The organism is Rhodospirillales bacterium, from assembly GCA_023898765.1.
Taxonomy (GTDB): Bacteria; Pseudomonadota; Alphaproteobacteria; order Micavibrionales; family Micavibrionaceae.
Map to the genome: position 1 here is coordinate 1,347,953 of CP060238.1, position 17,199 is coordinate 1,365,151.

A 17,199-nucleotide genomic window follows, 5' to 3' on the forward strand; every position below is an offset into this window, starting at 1 on the left:
AACCTATCTCATCATGCAACGGATTAAAAAACCACTGCTCTACACGCTGGTGCTGACGGAAATGTCGCACCTGTTTTGCTGCGTGTTGCCGACGGTGTTCAGTATCGTGAGCCTGTTTGTCGGTCTGGGGCTTGTGGGGGCCATGCCGCCGTTTTTGTATAAGATGCACGAGATGATCCATGCGTGGGAGATTCCGTTGATTTCCTTTTCCGGCGCGGTTGTGGCTTTGGGGTGGGTTATCGACGCGGTAAGCGCGCGTATGGACTGCCACGATACGGGCTGTGAACACGGCCCCTGCACGCCACAAAAGAGAAAAGCGCATATTGTCCTGAAAGCCGCGACGGTTTTGTTCGTTTTTAACGTCCTGATCTACGGCGTCTTTCACTACGGTCACTAAACGTGGTTCTTTACAGTTTTCTCGCCTTTCTAGCATTTTTCCTGTTTGTCGGGCTGCTGTCCGTGCGCAGGCGCCGTAAATCCGCAGAAGATTATCTTCTGGCCAGCCGTGAAATTTCGCCTGCGTTTGTCGGTCTGTCCGGCGCGGCCTCTACCGCGAGCGGCTTTGGCTTTACGGGGATTATCGGATTTGGCTACATGATGGGGCTGCCCGGCGCGTGGTTTGTTTTCGGCGCGGTTTTCGGCTCTTTGATCGCCTTCGCTATCGTAACGCGCCGTTTCAGGGTTTTTACCCAAAGGCGCGGGGTGGCGTCTTATTCGGAATATCTGGCGACAGGCATCGGAAAAAATCCGAGGCTCCTTCAGACGGTCATAGGGCTTGTGAGTATTTTCGCGGTTATTCTCTACGCGACGGCGCAGCTTACCGCCGGCAGCAAGGCCCTGCACGTTCTGTTTGGCTGGGAATACGGCGCCGGCGCCGTTCTGGGAGCGATTATCGTGGTTCTTTATTGTTTCGCGGGGGGGATACGCGCATCCATCTGGACGGATGTGGCGCAGATCATGGTGATGTACGGCGCCATGGCGTTGCTTGCGGTTGTGTCCCTGACGGCGATCGGCGGATTTTCAGGGCTGTATGAAAAACTGCAGGCGATTGATCCGGCCCTCGTGGATATTTTTCCCGAAAATACGATGTTCGGCGCGTTCCTTTTTATTCTGGGGTGGCTGTCGCTCGGTTTCAGCTTTATCGGTTTTCCGCATGTCATGGTGCGGTTTATGACGCTGAAAAAATCGAAGGATACGCGAAAGGCGATAGCCTGGTATCAGGGCTCGTACGCTGCTTTTTATATTACCGCCTATATCGTGGCGCTGTGCACGCGCATATTGGTGCCGGACGCGGCGGATTTCGACAAGGAACTGGCCTTGCCCCAGCTTGCCGAAACGATGCTGCCGGATATCCTCGTGGGCGTTATTCTGGCGGGCATTTTTGCCGGCACCATTTCAACGGCGGATTCCCTGGTTTTAAGCTGCACGGCCTCCCTGTCCCGGGATATTTTTAAAAAACACAAAGACTCCTACATCTTTTTGAAACTCAGCACCCTGAGCGTAACGGTTGTGGCCCTGATTCTGGCTTTGACGGGCAGCAAGAGCGTTTTTGACCTGGTTCTTTTTGCCATTACCATTATGGGGGCGGGGTTTGCGCCGCTTATGATCGTGCGGGTTTTGCACTGGCCGGTAACGCAGATTTTGGCGCTTTGCATGATGGCGGCCGGTCTGGCCGCCGGTATCGGCTGGCGTCTGCTGGGCTATCATGTGCATGTTTACGATGCGCTTCCCGGCATCGCAGCGGCCTTTGCCGTTTACGGGATTGGTCTGCTTTTGTGGTTAAAAGCGCCGCAGGCCTTGCGAAAGCCTTTTGTTTCCAGTAGGTCTAAAGCGCAATGAAGTTTGAAGATCTCGGTCTGAGCGACGAAACGCTCAAAGCTATCAGGGAATGTGGCTATGAAAATCCCACGCCTATTCAGGAACAGGCTATTCCGCCTATCCTGATGACGCGGGACGTGGTGGGGCTTGCCCAGACAGGCACCGGAAAGACAGCCGGGTTTACCCTGCCGATGATCGAAGCTTTGAGCGGGGGGCGCGCGCGGATGCGGATGCCGCGTTCCCTTGTGCTGGAGCCCACGCGGGAACTCGCGGCGCAGGTAGCGGAAAATTTTGACACTTACGGCAAATATCACAAATTGAGCAAGGCGCTTCTTGTCGGCGGGTCCTCCATGGCGGAGCAGACAAAACTGCTGGATAAGGGCGTGGATGTTCTGATCGCGACGCCGGGCCGCCTGCTGGATTTGTTTGATCGCGGTTCCGTCCTGCTCAACGATATTAAAATCCTGGTAATCGACGAAGCGGACCGGATGCTCGATATGGGATTTATTCCGGACATTGAAAAAATTGTTTCCTTCATTCCGCCAGTGCGTCAAACGCTTCTTTTTTCCGCCACGATGCCGCCCGAGATCAAGGGCCTGACCAAAAAGTTCCTGAGCAATCCAAAGGAAGTATCTGTGGCCCCGCCGGCGTCCCCGGCCGAAAATGTGGAACAGTTTCTGGTTGAAATCTCCCCGCGGGGCAAAGAAGGCGCGCTGTTGAAAATTCTGAAAAAAGAAGAGGTCAAAAACGCTTTCATCTTTTTGAACCGGAAAAAGGATATAGATCCGCTGGCAAAGTTTTTAAAGGGAAAGGGGTATAAAGCCGCCCCGCTTCACGGCGATATGCCGCAGGTCAGGCGGACGGAAACCCTGCAGGATTTCAAGGACGATAAAGTCACCCTTTTGATTTGCAGCGACGTGGCGGCACGCGGTCTTGACGTGAAGGGCGTTTCACATGTCTTCAACTACGATCTTCCGATGAGCCCGGATGATTACGTTCACCGGATCGGCCGGACGGGCCGGGCGGGAGAAAAGGGCCGGGCCTGGAGTTTTGCGAGCGAGCGTGACGAAAAGTTTTTGGCGGCGATTGAAAAACTCATCAAGAAGCCGATTGAAAAAGTTGCGTTGGGACCGGAAAAAAGCCCCTCCAGAGGCGAGAGTCAGGACCGTCCGAAAAAGACATCGGAAAAAAGGCCGGAAAAAAGGTCTCAGAAACCTCCTGAAAAGACGTTTAAAGAGCCTCCCTCCAAGGCGGTTTCCGAAGATTCTACGGGCTTCGGGGACGATATTCCCGACTTTTTTAAAAATTAGAGGCTCTTTTTCAAGCTTTTCTTGACGCAAGGGCTTATTTCCCAAAGAATCCCAGAATGTTTCGCCTTCTTCTTATTATGTTTTTATTTGTCCTGTGTCTCTTTTCCGGAGCGGGGCAAAAGCTGTGGGCGCAGGAAACGTTGCTGGAAGGAAAATCGCCGATCTCAACGCAGGCGCCGGTTGATTTTACGGCGGACAGTCTGGAGCATGATAAAAGCGGGCAGGTTATTACGGCCAAAGGCAATGTCGAACTGGTTCAGGCCGGCTATATCCTGAAGGCGGATAAAATGACCTATAACACGGGGACGGATACGGTTCGCGCCATCGGAAATGTCGTTTTGAGCCACCCCGAAGGCGATACCTATTTTGCCGACGAATTCGAATTAAAAAACCAGATGAAAGACGGTTTTGTGCGCGGGTTGCACGGGCTTATGGCGGACGGCTCCAGATTTTGGGCCGGCGAGGGTGAGCGCATCGCCGGCATGAAAATTGTCATGAAAGAGGCGGCCTATACGCCATGTGAACCTTGTAAGGAAGATCCTTCGCGCCCGCCCGTCTGGCAGCTGCGCGCGGGAGAGGTTACGCATGACAAGGAAGAGGCCCGCATTGAATACCGCGATGCGCGTTTTGAAGCCTTCGGGGTTCCCGTGGCTTATACGCCGTATTTCGCCCACCCCGACGGCAGCGTGAAACGCAAAAGCGGGTTTTTGGTTCCAAGCCTCGTGTTTGACAGTTATCTGGGGACCGGCTATGCGCAGGAATATTACTGGGATATTGCGCCGGACAAGGACGCCACGATCGGGGCGCTTGTCTCTACCGATGTGAATCCGGTTTTGAACGGGGAGTACCGGCAAAGATTTGAGAATGCCGAAATCAAGCTTAACGGCAGCGCGACCTATTCCGACAGGACGGACCGCGTGTCCGGGCGGGAGAAGGCAAAGGACGATTCCGGACGGGGGCATTTTTTTGCGGACGGGCGCTGGGAGATTAACGAAAAATGGCGCAGCGGCCTTCGGGTGGAAGTGGCCTCCGACGATCAATATATGAACCAGTATGACATTAGCAACGAGGACGTGCTGGAAAGCGAAGTGAATGTCGAGCGCTTTTCAGGCCGTGATTATGCTGTCGCAAGGGTTATGGCGTTTCAGGATATCCGGATTAGCGAACGCCAGGTGGATCAGCCTGCCGTATTGCCGGAGGTGGAAGCCAGGTTTCTGGGGGATCCGAACCAGGCTTTGGGAGGGCGTTGGAGTCTGGGGGTTTCCGCATTGGGGTTGCAGCGCGGGACGGACGATCAGGACATGACCCGCGGGACGCTGGAGGGAGGATGGCGGCGGCGCTTTGTCCATGCCAGCGGGCTTGTGAGCCGCCTTGATTTGACGGCGCGCGGGGACGCTTACAATGTGCGGGACCGGGATGTCGCGACGGTCGGATCTGGGCGTAACGGGAAATCTTCCGCCTTGCGCGGTTTTGCGCAGGGGCATTTGCAAAGCAGCTATCCCGTTGTCAAAAATTTTGAAGAGGCGCAATTCGTCGTTGAACCCCTTGCGGCGCTGACCATGGGGACGGACGTGAATGTCAGCGACCGGATTCCGAACGAAGACTCTCAGGATGTCTATCTGGATTCCCTGAAGCTTTTTGAACCCAACAGGTTTCCGGGCTATGACAGGGTCGAGGACCGTGGGCGCGCAACCTACGGCCTGCGGACGGGGCTATACGGGGATCAAGGGTATTACGGCGAAATCTTTTTCGGCCAAAGCCGCCGTTTTGACAAGAAGAACAATCCTTTTCCGGAAGGGTCCGGCCTTTCTGACCAGGATTCGGACTATGTGGGACAGCTGTCTCTCGGTCTGGGGGATTATGCCAATCTGGATTACAGTTTCCAGCTTGAAAATGCGAATTTGGCCTCCCAGCGTCACGAGGTTGATCTTCAAACCTCGACAGGGCCTTTGTCTACCAGCACACAATATTTTTACGTGAATGCCCTGAAGGGGACGAGCCTGAGCGAATCCCGGGAGCAGGTCAGGACAAGCGCGCATTTGCGCCTGCATAAAAACTGGGCGGTGGGCGGATCCGTGCGCTACGATCTGGGGGAAGACGAGGGGCTTCGGGCGGCAAGCTATGGAATTGACTATATTGGCCAGTGCGTTACTCTTTCGGCGATTGCCGAGAGGACATTAACCAGCGATTCTTCCGGAGACAGCGATACAAAAATCATGTTTCGTCTGGGGCTGAAAAATCTTGGAGAATTTGAAACGTCCGGCGTGAGTTTAGGTCAGTCAGACGAATAGGGTTATTGTCGTGTGCAATCAGGTCCAATAACAAACGGAAATCCAGCGTGAGTTCAATTATTGATACCGGTTTTCATATGTGGTTTGTGCTGGCTTTAACCGGCGCGGCTATTTATTTCTATGCGCGGGAAAGATTTCCGCTGGATGTGACAAGCGTCCTGCTTTTGACAATCCTTTTGCTTTTCGGCCAGCTTTTCCCTCTGCCCGATGCCAATGGCCGCAACCTGCTCAGCGCGACATCGCTGCTGGCCGGTTTTTCCAATCCCGCTCTGGTGGCGGTGCTGGCGCTTCTGGTGATGGGGCAGGCCATTATTTATACGGACTCCCTGCGCCCGCTGATTAACTTTTTCGTGAAGACCAAATGGCTCCCGGCCTGGGCCTCTGTTTTTGGCGTTTTGATGTTTGTCGTGGTTTTTAGCGCGTTTTTAAATAACACGCCTTTGGTCGTGATTACGATTCCCATTATGCAGGCCATTGCCGCTTCCGCCGGGATATCGGACAGCCGGGTGATGATGCCGCTCAGTTACGGAGCCATTCTTGGCGGGATGCTGACATTGGTGGGGTCTTCCACAAACCTTCTGGTTTCCAATTCCCTCATGGAGCTTGGGTACGAGCCGTTGGGATTTTTTGATTTTACCGTGCCGGGGCTTATGCTGGCCGGCACCGGGCTTGCCTATGTCGTTTTTGTCCTGCCGAAACTCGTGCCGAACCGCCGGTCTTTAAAAGACAGTTTGCAGGGGGATGAAAAGGAGTTTGTTGCCGAGCTTGACGTGACCCTGGAAAGCGCTCTGGTCGGAATGGAATGTGTCGACGGCCGTTTTCCGGCTATCCCGGACATGAATATTCGCCTTATCCAGCGCTCCGGTCACCTCATTTTGCCGCCATTCGAAGGATATGTCATTGAGGGCGGAGATATCCTGATCGTCGCGGCGACCAAAGATTCTCTGGCGGGGCTTTTGTCCAAATATCCGGGGTTCCTTCTGTCGGAAGACGAAGAGAAGACAATCGAGATCAAATCGCAGCTATCCGGGGAAGACGAAGACGGGCGGCCGACGGAGCTGGATGCCCGTGTGGCCGAAACACGCATCCTGGCGGAAGTGATGATTACACCGGCCTCACGCATGGTGGACATGACAATCGACCAATCCGGGTTTCATCGGCTGTTCGGTGTCGTTGTGCTGGGGATCCAGCGCCGTGCACGGGTCGTGCGCCGGCGGCTTGGGCGCATTCGTCTGGAAGCCGGGGATGTTTTGCTTGTCGCCGGTTCCCAGGGCGCTATCAATGACATGCGCGACAATCCGAATTTGATTGTTCTGTCCGGTTCCAAAAAAGAGCTGCCCATTCCCAAGAAGGCGCCTGTTGCGGGGCTTATCTTTCTTGCAACCGTTTTGACGGCCTCAACGGGCATTTTGTCTATTTCCGTTGCGGCCGTGACGGGCGCTGTTTTGCTGATTGCAACGGGATGCCTGAATATCCGGCAGGCCACGCGGGCCATCGACCGTAAAATCCTGCTTCTTGTGGGAACGATGCTGGCCCTTGGAACGGCGCTGCAGGCATCCCACGGGGCACAATATATTGCGGAGCTTCTTTTGCTGGCGCCCTTTGCCGGCCAGCCTTTGATTATGGCCGCTCTGCTTTTTATTATTGTTGCGTTTGTGACCAATATTTTATCGAACAATGCCTGCGCCATTCTCTTTACGCCGATTGCCGTAAATATGGCCATCGATCTTGGGGTTGATCCCTTTATCTTTGCCATTACGATCGTGTTTGCCGCGAACTGCTCTTTTGCCTCGCCGATCGGGTATAAAACCAATCTTCTGGTGATGGGGCCGGGCCATTACCGTTTTCGCGATTTTATGAAAGCCGGTGTGCCCCTTGTCGTTATTTTGTGGATTGCCTATATTCTGATCGCAAAATTTTATTATGGGCTATAGGTAGCAGGAGGGCCTGATGAGCTTGAGTGGATATGATCCCGGCGCACGCTATAAAGAGCGTTCCATGCAACGCTTCAGCAGGGTCGTTTCAATGCTTATTGTGATTGGAATGTCTGCGATTGCGGGCTTTTGGGTGGGGCAGCAATATGCCGCGGAAAGGCATATTTCCTTTCAGGATCAGGTGCGGGATTTAACCCAGCAAAATAAAATGCTGCAAGAATCCCTGACGGAAATCAGGGCGGAGGCGCAGACCGCCAATACGCGTTACGAACAAATCAAAAAGGAATATGAGGCCCAGCTTCCGGAAGGGCCGATGCAGGATATTACAAAACTTTTAAGGGAGCAGCTTGCGGACGGGATGGACCCGCAAAGGCTTGCCTTTCTTATTCGCAGCGCAAGGCCGCCGACGGGATGCGTTGAGCCTGAAACCAAGCGTTTTGTCGTGACGACGCCGGCGCACAAAGGGCCGAAGAGCAGCGTGGTTGTCGCGGACGGTGCGATTGTCGTCAGCGGGACCGGCGTGTCGGCGCAGAATGAAAACGGGAATCCTGAGGCCTGGTACGATCCGGCGCGCAGTGTGACCGTCAGCTTTAAGGCCGGAGAGGTTCTTGAAACCAAAAAAGGAACGCTTCCCTTGCGCCATTCCGTCGTGGTGGAAGGGCGCGAATATCGTTTTACGATTGAAGCGGGGGCGCGGTCATTCGCCCGTGTCGTTTTCGACTCCTGTGCCTATCCTTAAAAGGTCCTTCACCGAACCGTCCAGCCGAAGCGCGCCGCCGGAGCGGTTTTCTTCAGGAATAGACAAATAATCCTGCAAGGCTCCGGCGAGGGCTTCGTCCATTTCCGCAGAGCCTCTGACGTCCAGTGTGCCCGGATAAAACAGCAGGTGCCCGTTCAGGCTGCTCTTTTCTTCCCTCAGGGCGGTCAGGGAAAAAGGAAGGGGGCCTCCCTTAAAGCGCCTGTCTTCGAGGTAATCCAGATGGACCGAAACGGCGCCAAGGTCCCGTAGCGTTTCCGGCGGCGTTTTCCCTTTTTTCGTTTTTTCCAGATAGGCGAAGAGCTTTTTTGTGTCTGGAATATTCAGGACAGATTCAAAGATCGAGCGCTCCGGGCCCGTTTGGGCGTCGATGCTGAAGGCAACCCCCGGAAGACCGGATAGCCCCGTGCGGAACAGGAGGTCAATATTTTGAAAATCCCCGCCCAGAACAAGTCCGATATTCTGCAGGGGAAGATCGAACATGGTCCCGCTTCCGGCGTCAATCTGCCCGGTGAGGGCGCCGGGGTCTTTTTGCCCTGTATAAGTCAGCCAGCCGGATAGCCGCGCAAGGCGGGCGGGGCCGATATTCAGCCGTCCGTCCAGAACGTCTCCTTCCAGATGGAGGCCGCCTTCGGGGGTGATAAATCCCGACCATTTTGTATCGAAACCAAGCTGGTATTGCCTAGCTTTGACCTTGGCTTCGATTTCGCGTTTCCCGTCCTTTTCAGAAGAGATGTTCAGGTTGCTTTCGATCCTGATGTCGCCGTAAGGCGTCGCGAAGTCGCTGCGCAGGGTTTGAATGGAAAAATTTCCGGCCGGCAGGGCGTTGCGAAAACGGCTTAAAGCCAGAAAAGAGGGGGGGAAGCCTGTTATTTCATAGGCGGTTGAAAGCGTTCCTATTTCAACATCGCGTAAAGACAGGGTTTTAAAATCAATCCGGGCTTTCAGGCGGTCGATGGTATTGAAGCCGTCCGTATCGAGGTGGATATCTGTGGCCAGAATGTAAGAAGGATGAACCGAAAGGGTGCCGATGGCGGCTCTTTTCTGTCCGGCTTCGGTCAGGAAGGCTTCAATTCTGTCCCGGGCAAGAGAGGGAACCAGAAACAGCCAGACGGCAGATAAGACCAAAACCGGAATGAGAATGAAAAGAGCGCGTTTTCGGGGCATGGTCATGGTGCGGGCCTGCGGTTTTCTTGCTTAAATATCAATATCCCGGACAAATTCCGCATTGTCCTGAATAAACTGGAACCGCGCTTCCGCGTTTTTGCCCATCAGGCGTTCGACCAGATCATCCACGCCTTTATAATCCGGCGTGCTTGCCGCGCCCGTTTCGTCGTCGAAGCCCATGGCGGCATGGATATCCGGTAAATTTACGCGCAGGAGGGTCCGGCTTTTGGGAGCCATTGTCGTTTCCTTGAGCTGCGCCGCCGGCATTTCGCCCAGGCCTTTAAAGCGGCTGACTCCCACGTTCTTTTTGCCCTTGAAAACGGTTTGCATCAATTCGTCCTTATGCGCGTCATCCTTGGCGTATTCGCTTAAGGTTCCGCTGGTGAGGCGGTAGAGGGGGGGCTGGGCCAGATAAAGATGCCCTTCTTCAATCAGGGGGCGCATCTGGCTGTAGAAAAAGGTCACAAGCAAAGAGGCGATATGGGCGCCATCCACATCGGCATCCGTCATAATGATGATGCGTTCGTAGCGGAGTTTTCCAAGGTCGAAATCCTTACCCGTGCCGCTGCCGAGGGCCTGAATGAGATCCTGAATTTCCTGGTTGGCGCGGATCTTGTCTTTCGAAGCGCTGACCACGTTCAGGATTTTTCCCCGCAAAGGCAGAACGGCCTGTGTTTCACGGTTGCGGGCCTGTTTGGCGGAGCCGCCGGCGGAATCGCCTTCGACCAGAAACAATTCCGTATCCTCGGCGGTCCGGCGGGCGCAGTCGGAAAGCTTGCCGGGCAGGCGCAGTTTGCGGGTGGCCGATTTCCGGTTCGTTTCTTTTTCGGCGCGGCGGCGCTGCCGGTCTTCCGCTTTTTCAATGATGCTTTCGAGCAGGATTTTACTGGTTGCGGGGTCTGCGCTCAAATAATGGTCAAAATGATCCCTGAGCGTGGATTCAACCCATTTTGTCGCCTGCGCCGTGGCAAGACGCTCTTTGGTCTGTCCCTGAAATTGCGGGTCGCGGATAAAGACGGACAAAAGCGCGCAAGCCCCGCCCATAATATCCTCGGCGGTGATGGCGGCGGCTTTTTTGTTTCCGCTCATCTCGCCATAGGCTTTGAAGCCGCGTAAAAGCGCGTTGCGCAGGCCCTGTTCGTGGGTGCCGCCCTGAGGGGTCGGGATGGTGTTGCAATAGGAGTTCATGAATCCTTCCCCGAATTCAGGCCATGAAAGCGCAAATTCAACTTTTCCGGCGTCTTCAGGCAGGTCCGCAATGCCGGAAAAAGGGGTGGGCGTAATGAGTTTCTGTCCCTGAAGCGAGCTTTGAAGAAAATCTTCTAACCCGTTGGGGAAATGAATAATTTCTTCCTCAGGAGTTTTGCTTTCCGGTTTCAGGTCCGCGGCGTTGCAACGCCACCTGATTTCCACGCCGCGAAACAAATAGGCTTTGGACCGTGCCATCCGGTAGAGCCAGTCGGCCTTGAATTTTGCCGTTGTGCCGAAAATCTCCGCATCGGGATGGAAGCGAACGGTTGTGCCGCGCCGGTTATGCACAGCGCCAAGATCTTCGAGTTTCGAGGTGGCCAGCCCGCGGGCGTAGGACTGGCGGTAGAGTTTTTTATCTCGCGCGACTTCAACCCAAAGCCAGTCGGACAGAGCGTTCACGACGGAAATGCCGACCCCGTGAAGGCCGCCGGAGGTCTGGTAGGCTTTCCCACCGAATTTTCCACCGGAATGCAGCGTGGTCAGAATGACTTCCAGCGCGGATTTCTTCGGATATTTGGGATGCTTGTCCACGGGAATGCCGCGTCCGTTATCCGAAATGCTGACAGAACCGTCCTCTTCGAGCGTGACGTCAATGCGGCTGGCGTATCCGGCAACGGCTTCATCCATTGCGTTGTCCAGGATTTCGGAGGCGAGGTGATGCAAGGCGCGCTCATCCGTGCCGCCGATATACATGCCGGGCCGCTTGCGCACGGGCTCGAGCCCCTCCAGAACCTCAATGTCGCTGGCGCCGTAATCCGATTCTTTTGCGGATTTTGAAGAAGAAAAAAGATCTGCCATAAGTCCTTAAACTCTCAAGTAATACGTGGTGTTTATACCGATCAACCGCTACAATTAAAACCGTAAAGTTTCCAAAACCGGTGTATATCGCTTACAATGACGGAGAATATGAAGTTTCAGGATAAAAAACAAACGATCAGATTTGCGCGCGCCTTGCAGGGGGCGCTGGCGCTATTGCTCCTGTTTTTTACCGGTATCGGAGACGGGTATGCGGCCGGCGGCATTGATCTGAGCAAAATCGAACCGCTGGCCCCTGTCGAGTTTCTTCCCCAGGAAGAATTCGAAGAGAAAACGGAAGTTATAGAAGTCGTTCCCTTCGAGGATAAAGCCCTGTCTTTCAGGGTTCGTTTGCCCAAAGAGTGGAAGCTTGAGACAACGCCGCCCCTGAAAATACCCGGAGGCGGTTTGAGCGATCAGGTCGTCGGGGAAGTTGCCCGTTACGTAAGCCCCTCCCGCTTTAACCTGCGCAGCTTCTTTACGCTGGAGGCGCTGGAGCTGACCTATGAAATCGGCGCGCGGGACTGGCTGATCAATTACCTTTTTAACAACGGCGCCACACTGAACGCCCTGACCGTGAAGTCTTCGAAAGAGGTTCAGGCGCTCTATGTGATCGTGGACGGGGATATAACGTATATCGTGCGGATTAAAGCGATTGTGAACGGCCCGCGCATTATGCTTGCGCGTTATGTCGTGCCGCAAAACGACTATAAGGCCGAACGCACGATGCAGGCGCAGGCAATAGACTCTTTCGAGTTAACGGATATGGAAGAAGGCGGGGCCGAGGAATGGCTGACCTATAATTTTCTCGACCAGTCTTATTTTGATTATCCTGCTTCGTGGACGCTAAAGGGAGGGACCGTCAAATCAATCGAGAATATGCAGGCGCTTCTTTTTACGGGGAAGAAGAATATCGAGGGAAAGCAGAAGGATCAAAAGCCGGACGGACAGATTAAGGTTTATGTCATTTCCAAGCTGCTTGGGACATCTCTCGCCCGGGAGGTTCAGGCATACCGTCAGAAGATCAATATTGACAGATATCACCTCGGCGCGCGGATGGAAGAGGTGAAATTCAACTATGATGAGAGCATGGATTTCGGGGTAAGCGAGATTTATGAAATGGTGCCGACGCCCATTACCATGATGCCCTATGAACTCGTCGTGTCCGTGATGGAAGGGGAGGAGTATTACTACATCGTTTCCATGCTGACGCCGGCGCGCAAGATGGAGTTTTATATCTGGGCACGGAACATGGAAGCCTTCCGCGTTATCGTCGAAAGCATGCGCCGCTTCAACGACAGGGAAGGAGAGGATGACGAGGGCATTCAGTATTTCGATGAAGAATAGCCTTCGCCCATAATAGCTTCCGCCGTGTTTCTTAGAGCGTTCATCGTTTGGGCCTGTTCCATCCTGTCATTTCCGAGCGTAGCGAAGAATCTCCGGGGAAATACTGAGATCCTTCGCCTTCGGCTCAGGATGACAAAACAGGACATAACTCAACCTGATTGCAGAATGCTCTCGTACCTGATCGGATGCCGTAACGCGCTCCTCTTCAGTAAAGTATTCCGATATTATGCCGAGTAATACATGTCGAACTCAACCGGGTGCGGCATGGTTTCGTAACGCTCTATTTCTTCCATTTTCAGGTCGATATAGCCCTCCAGCGTGTCGAGGCTGAAGACGTCTCCCTTGAGCAGGAAGTCGTGGTCGGATTTCAGGGCTTCCAGCGCCTCGCGCAAGGATCCGCAGACGGTCGGCACCTGTGCCAGCTCGGCTTCCGGCAATTCATAGAGGTTTTTATCCATGGCTTCGCCCGGATGGATTTTATTCTCAATCCCGTCCAGTCCGGCCATCAGCATGGCTGAAAACGCCAGATAGGGGTTGGCCAGAGGATCGGGGAAACGGACTTCCACCCTTTTGCCCTTGGGAGAGTTCGCGTAAGGAATGCGGCAGGAGGCGGAACGGTTCCGTGCGGAGTAAGCCAGCAGGACCGGCGCTTCATATCCGGGCACAAGGCGCTTGTAGCTGTTGGTGCCGGGGTTTGTGAACGCGTTCAGGGCGCGCGCATGTTTGATAATTCCGCCGATATAGTACAGGGCCGTGTCGGACAGGCCCGCATATTTTTCTCCGGCGAAAAGCGGTTTTCCGCCTTTCCACAAAGACTGGTGCGTGTGCATGCCCGAGCCGTTGTCCCCGTAAATGGGTTTGGGCAGGAAGGTCGCCGTCTTGCCGTAGATATGCGCGACATTATGCACGCAGTGTTTGTAAAGCTGCATATTGTCGGCGCACTCGACAAGCGTCGAAAACAGGATGCCCAGTTCGCATTGGGACGGGGCGACCTCGTGGTGGTGCTTTTCAACGGGAACGCCCATGGAGGCCATGACGGTCAGCATTTCCGCCCGCAGGTCGGACAGGCTGTCGACCGGCGCCTCCGGAAAATATCCTCCCTTGACGCCGGGGCGGTGACCCGCATTGCCCTCGTCATATTCGGTTCCGGAGTTGTAGGGGCCTTCCTGTGAATCTATTTTGTAGGACACCTCGTTCATGCTCACCTTCATGCGGACATCGTCGAAGACAAAAAACTCGGCTTCCGGCCCCATATAGGCAACGTCCGCATGCCCTGATTTTTTAAGATAGGCTTCGGCAGCCTTGGCGATCGAGCGGGGGCATCGGTGATAAGGCTTATCCGTCGAAGGTTCAATCACATCGCAGAAAATCTTGAGGGTCGGTTGCGCGGAAAAAGGATCGACGCACACTTTGTTCAGGTCGGGGCGGAGATTCATGTCCGATTCATTGATGCTTTTCCATCCCGCGATGGAAGAGCCGTCAAACATGATTCCCTCGGCAATCATATCCTTGTCGAATGTGTTGACGTGCTGTGCCGTATGCTGCCATTTCCCCCGCGGATCGGTGAAGTTGAAGTCGATATACTGGATATCGTTGTCTTCGATATATTTCAGGAGTTCTGCGGCGTTTTTCACTTTCAATGGTGCGTCAGGCATGTGTGTTCCTCATCGGGTTAGGTATAACAAAAAAACATTTCAGATATGCAATAAATGCAACGTTCGCATTCCATGTAACATGGACAATAAACCGCGTCCAGTCCCTTTGAAATAAAAAGCTTTTATTTTTGTGAGAAAACTTGACGAAAGAAGCCTTTAGGATATAGACAAGAGCACTTATGGCGGCTGTAGCTCAGTGGTAGAGCCCTCGGTTGTGGTCCGAGTTGTCGCGGGTTCAAATCCCGTCGGCCGCCCCATTTAACTTATCGCCAGCATTCATTACCATTCATAAACATCCCCCGATTGCTTTTCCAAAAAGCAATAAATTCGCATAAAGATATTTTCCGGCATTGACAAATTTGAGATTGCTGACATATTTACCTAATTCTTTTTGGTAATAAAGTTCTGTTTTTAACGGGTAGGGGGTAAGTAAATGTCTGGTAACGCTGTTTTTGATTATGAAAATAATAAAAATAATGAAGAGTCCTCTGGTTTAAAAGAAGAGATTTTGGGCCGTGTGGACTGGTATTCTGCTGTCGCTGAAGCTACCAAGGAACGGTTGGTTTCTGTGTGGCAAAGAACAAAGACGGCTTACAGCGACCCGGAGGTCAAGCAGGCTTATTACCTTTCTATGGAATATCTGCTGGGGCCGAACATGGTCACGGCGTTGCAGGCAGCCGGCATACAAGAGCAAACGGAAGCCGTTTTGCGCGAGATGCGGCAGGATCCGGCCGACATATATGACGATGAAAAAGATCCGGGGCTTGGGAATGGGGGGCTGGGCCGTCTGGCGGCTTGTTTTAACGACAGCGCGGCCAATCTGCACCTGCCCCTTCAGGGATACGGCCTGTTTTTTAAAAACGGTCTGTTCAAACAGCTTATCGAGCAGGGGCGTCAAAAGGAATCGCCTGACAACTGGACGGCAGATGGAAATCCGTGGGGGTTCAAGCGGGAGGATCTTTCATATCCCGTGAAGTTGTTCAGCGGAGATAACCAGATAGAAATTCACGCCAATGCTCATGACATGATGATCCCGAGCCATGACGGTCAAACGGTCAATACGCTCAGACTCTGGGAGGTGGAAGTGCCGGAGTGGGTAAGTCATAAGGTCGAGTCTCAAAAGAAGGTCGATTTCAATTCTCTTTCCGATGCGCAAAAACAGCGGCTTGAGGTGCTGAGAATCGTTCATGGACTGAATGACAACCTTTATCCTGACGACACCTTCGAGGAAGGGAAAAACTTACGGCTGGCGCAGGAATATGTCCTGAGCAGCGCGTCCTTGCAGAATATTATCGCGCGGCACCTTAGAAAACATTCCACATTGGATAATCTAAGCGATAGCACCGCCGTCCAGATCAACGACACGCATCCGGCGCTGGCAATTCCTGAACTGATCAGGCTGCTTTGCGATGAGCATGGCATGGACTGGAATCAGGCCAAAAAGATCACTTCCGGCGTGTGTAACTATACAAACCACACATTGATGCCCGAAGCTCTCGAGAAATGGCCCGAAGGAAAAATGGATTATGTTCTTCCCCGCCATGCGCAAATTATAAGGCGTCTGCATGAGGACCTTATGGCGGAGGCGGATAAAAAACTGGCGCATCTTTCCGAAGGGGGCAGGGATGCGGCAAAAGCGGAAATGGCGATTGTGTCGAAGGGGCAGATGAGCATGGCGCATCTGGCGGCCTATTACAGCCATAAGGTTAACGGAGTCTCTGCCATGCATACGGAGCTTGTTTTTAAAGATCTTTTTCCCAATTTGATTGCGATGAGGGGCGAAGGTGTAAAAATCAACCATACAAACGGTATTACGCCAAGGCGCTTTTTGTTGAAGGCCAATCCTGCTTTAGCGGCTCTGGTGACGGAGAAAACCGGCGGCGAGTCATGGGTAACGGATCTTAAACAAATAAGCGTTTTAAACGATTTTATGGAAGACGATGGCGTTCTGGCGAACGTCAGTGCCATCAAAGAGGAAAATAAAAACCGGCTGGCTGCTCTGGTTTGGGAAAGGGCGGGGGTGGCGCTGGATTCCGGCGCGATGTTCGATGTCCAGGTCAAGCGCATTCACGAATATAAGCGCCAGATGATGAATCTTCTTCATACGGTGGCGCTGTATCAGGACATTCTTGAAAATCCGGAGAAAGACCGTCCGGCCGTTGCCAAAATTATGGCGGGCAAGGCCGCCCCCGGCTACGTTGTGGCCAAAGAGATCATTGCCCTGATTCATAGGGTTGCCGAAAAAATCAACAGCGATGAAAGAATCAAAGGGAAATTAAAGCTCGCCTATATTCCCAATTATAATGTTTCCAAGGCTGAGATTATCATTCCCGGCACCGATCTGTCCGAACAAATCTCGACGGCGGGAACGGAAGCCTCCGGAACCGGCAATATGAAGTTCATGCTCAATGGCGCTGTCACGATTGGCACGCTGGACGGTGCGAATGTTGAAATCAGGGAGGCTGTCGGAGAGGAAAATTTCTTCCTGTTTGGCGCTACGAAGGAAGAGCTGGATCAAATCAACGCTGCCGGCTATAACCCGGCTGAATATCTGGCAAAAAGCCCGCGTCTGGCCAAGGCGCTTGATTTTATCGACCGCGAACTTGGATTTTCCGATTTGGCCGGTCGAATAAGGCGAGACGACGCCTACAGGACGGCGGTAGACTTTAATGCCTATTGGGATGCGCAAGAGGAAGCGCAGCGGGTTTATCATCAGGACCCCAAACGGTGGGTGCAGATGTCCCTTGCCAATACGGCAAATTCAGGGCGTTTTTCCAGTGACTACACGATCGAGGGGTACAACAGAGAAAACTGGCATCTGCCAACTGTTGTTCCGGGGCAAAAGCCGGCAGCACTTGAAATATAGGAGATGAA

11 protein-coding genes and 1 tRNA gene are annotated in these 17,199 nt (G+C 53.5%); 9 read left to right on the forward strand and 3 right to left on the reverse strand.

What is annotated here, in order from left to right; all coding sequences use genetic code 11:
- The first annotated feature begins 13 nt into the window (after positions 1 to 13).
- The 6 genes from H6853_06495 to H6853_06520 all read left to right on the forward strand — a co-directional run bounded on the left by H6853_06495 (position 14) and on the right by H6853_06520 (position 8,092).
- Positions 14 to 397, forward strand: a complete 384-nt coding sequence (locus tag H6853_06495; protein USO03181.1) for a hypothetical protein — start codon at positions 14 to 16, stop codon at positions 395 to 397.
- 2 nt (positions 398 to 399) lie between these two features.
- Positions 400 to 1,839: a sodium/proline symporter gene (locus tag H6853_06500; protein ID USO03182.1), complete on the forward strand. Its 1,440-nt coding sequence runs from the start codon at positions 400 to 402 to the stop codon at positions 1,837 to 1,839.
- Positions 1,836 to 3,128 carry a DEAD/DEAH box helicase gene (locus H6853_06505; protein USO03183.1) on the forward strand — a complete coding sequence of 431 codons (1,293 nt, stop codon included), beginning with the start codon at positions 1,836 to 1,838 and terminating at the stop codon, positions 3,126 to 3,128. Before H6853_06500 ends, H6853_06505 begins: the two co-directional genes overlap by 4 nt.
- A gap of 77 nt (positions 3,129 to 3,205) precedes the next feature.
- On the forward strand, positions 3,206 to 5,419 hold the full coding sequence (locus H6853_06510; GenBank protein USO04629.1) for an LPS-assembly protein LptD: 2,214 nt from the start codon (positions 3,206 to 3,208) through the stop codon (positions 5,417 to 5,419).
- 47 nt (positions 5,420 to 5,466) lie between these two features.
- Positions 5,467 to 7,353, forward strand: coding sequence for an SLC13 family permease (locus tag H6853_06515; GenBank protein ID USO03184.1), 1,887 nt, complete (start codon positions 5,467 to 5,469; stop codon positions 7,351 to 7,353).
- 16 nt (positions 7,354 to 7,369) lie between these two features.
- On the forward strand, positions 7,370 to 8,092 hold the full coding sequence (locus H6853_06520; protein ID USO03185.1) for a hypothetical protein: 723 nt from the start codon (positions 7,370 to 7,372) through the stop codon (positions 8,090 to 8,092).
- Here the strand turns inward: H6853_06520 and H6853_06525 are convergent.
- Positions 8,051 to 9,283: a hypothetical protein gene (locus tag H6853_06525; GenBank protein ID USO03186.1), complete on the reverse strand. Its 1,233-nt coding sequence runs from the start codon at positions 9,281 to 9,283 to the stop codon at positions 8,051 to 8,053. The genes H6853_06520 and H6853_06525 overlap by 42 nt on opposite strands.
- Before the next feature lie 24 nt (positions 9,284 to 9,307).
- Positions 9,308 to 11,326, reverse strand: a complete 2,019-nt coding sequence (gene parE, locus H6853_06530; protein ID USO03187.1) for a DNA topoisomerase IV subunit B — start codon at positions 11,324 to 11,326, stop codon at positions 9,308 to 9,310.
- Positions 11,327 to 11,422: 96 nt separating this feature from the next.
- Between parE and H6853_06535 the strand changes: the two genes are divergently transcribed.
- The gene (locus H6853_06535) at positions 11,423 to 12,670 is read left to right on the forward strand and encodes a hypothetical protein (protein USO03188.1); all 1,248 of its coding nucleotides are present in this window, start codon (positions 11,423 to 11,425) and stop codon (positions 12,668 to 12,670) included.
- Positions 12,671 to 12,894: 224 nt separating this feature from the next.
- Here H6853_06535 and glnA read toward each other — a convergent pair whose 3' ends face one another.
- Positions 12,895 to 14,325, reverse strand: coding sequence for a type I glutamate--ammonia ligase (glnA, locus tag H6853_06540; GenBank protein USO03189.1), 1,431 nt, complete (start codon positions 14,323 to 14,325; stop codon positions 12,895 to 12,897).
- Positions 14,326 to 14,507: 182 nt separating this feature from the next.
- On the opposite strand from glnA, the gene H6853_06545 reads away from it, so the two are divergent.
- Both H6853_06545 and glgP read left to right on the forward strand, forming a co-directional pair.
- Positions 14,508 to 14,582 (forward strand) — tRNA-His (locus tag H6853_06545).
- 176 nt (positions 14,583 to 14,758) lie between these two features.
- A complete protein-coding gene (gene glgP / locus H6853_06550) occupies positions 14,759 to 17,191 on the forward strand; it encodes a glycogen/starch/alpha-glucan family phosphorylase (protein USO03190.1) in 2,433 nt (810 codons plus the stop codon).
- Positions 17,192 to 17,199: the final 8 nt, after the last annotated feature.

Excerpts from the sequence above, each read along its gene's own strand:
- H6853_06495 (USO03181.1), top strand. The coding sequence starts at position 14 with ATGCAACGGATTAAAAAACCACTGCTCTACACGCTGGTGCTGACGGAA.
- H6853_06505 (USO03183.1), top strand. The coding sequence starts at position 1,836 with ATGAAGTTTGAAGATCTCGGTCTGAGCGACGAAACGCTCAAAGCTATC.
- H6853_06510 (USO04629.1), top strand. The coding sequence starts at position 3,206 with ATGTTTTTATTTGTCCTGTGTCTCTTTTCCGGAGCGGGGCAAAAGCTG.
- H6853_06520 (USO03185.1), top strand. The coding sequence starts at position 7,370 with ATGAGCTTGAGTGGATATGATCCCGGCGCACGCTATAAAGAGCGTTCC.
- H6853_06525 (USO03186.1), bottom strand. The coding sequence starts at position 9,283 with ATGACCATGCCCCGAAAACGCGCTCTTTTCATTCTCATTCCGGTTTTG.
- parE (USO03187.1), bottom strand. The coding sequence starts at position 11,326 with ATGGCAGATCTTTTTTCTTCTTCAAAATCCGCAAAAGAATCGGATTAC.
- H6853_06535 (USO03188.1), top strand. The coding sequence starts at position 11,423 with ATGACGGAGAATATGAAGTTTCAGGATAAAAAACAAACGATCAGATTT.
- glnA (USO03189.1), bottom strand. The coding sequence starts at position 14,325 with ATGCCTGACGCACCATTGAAAGTGAAAAACGCCGCAGAACTCCTGAAA.
- glgP (USO03190.1), top strand. The coding sequence starts at position 14,759 with ATGTCTGGTAACGCTGTTTTTGATTATGAAAATAATAAAAATAATGAA.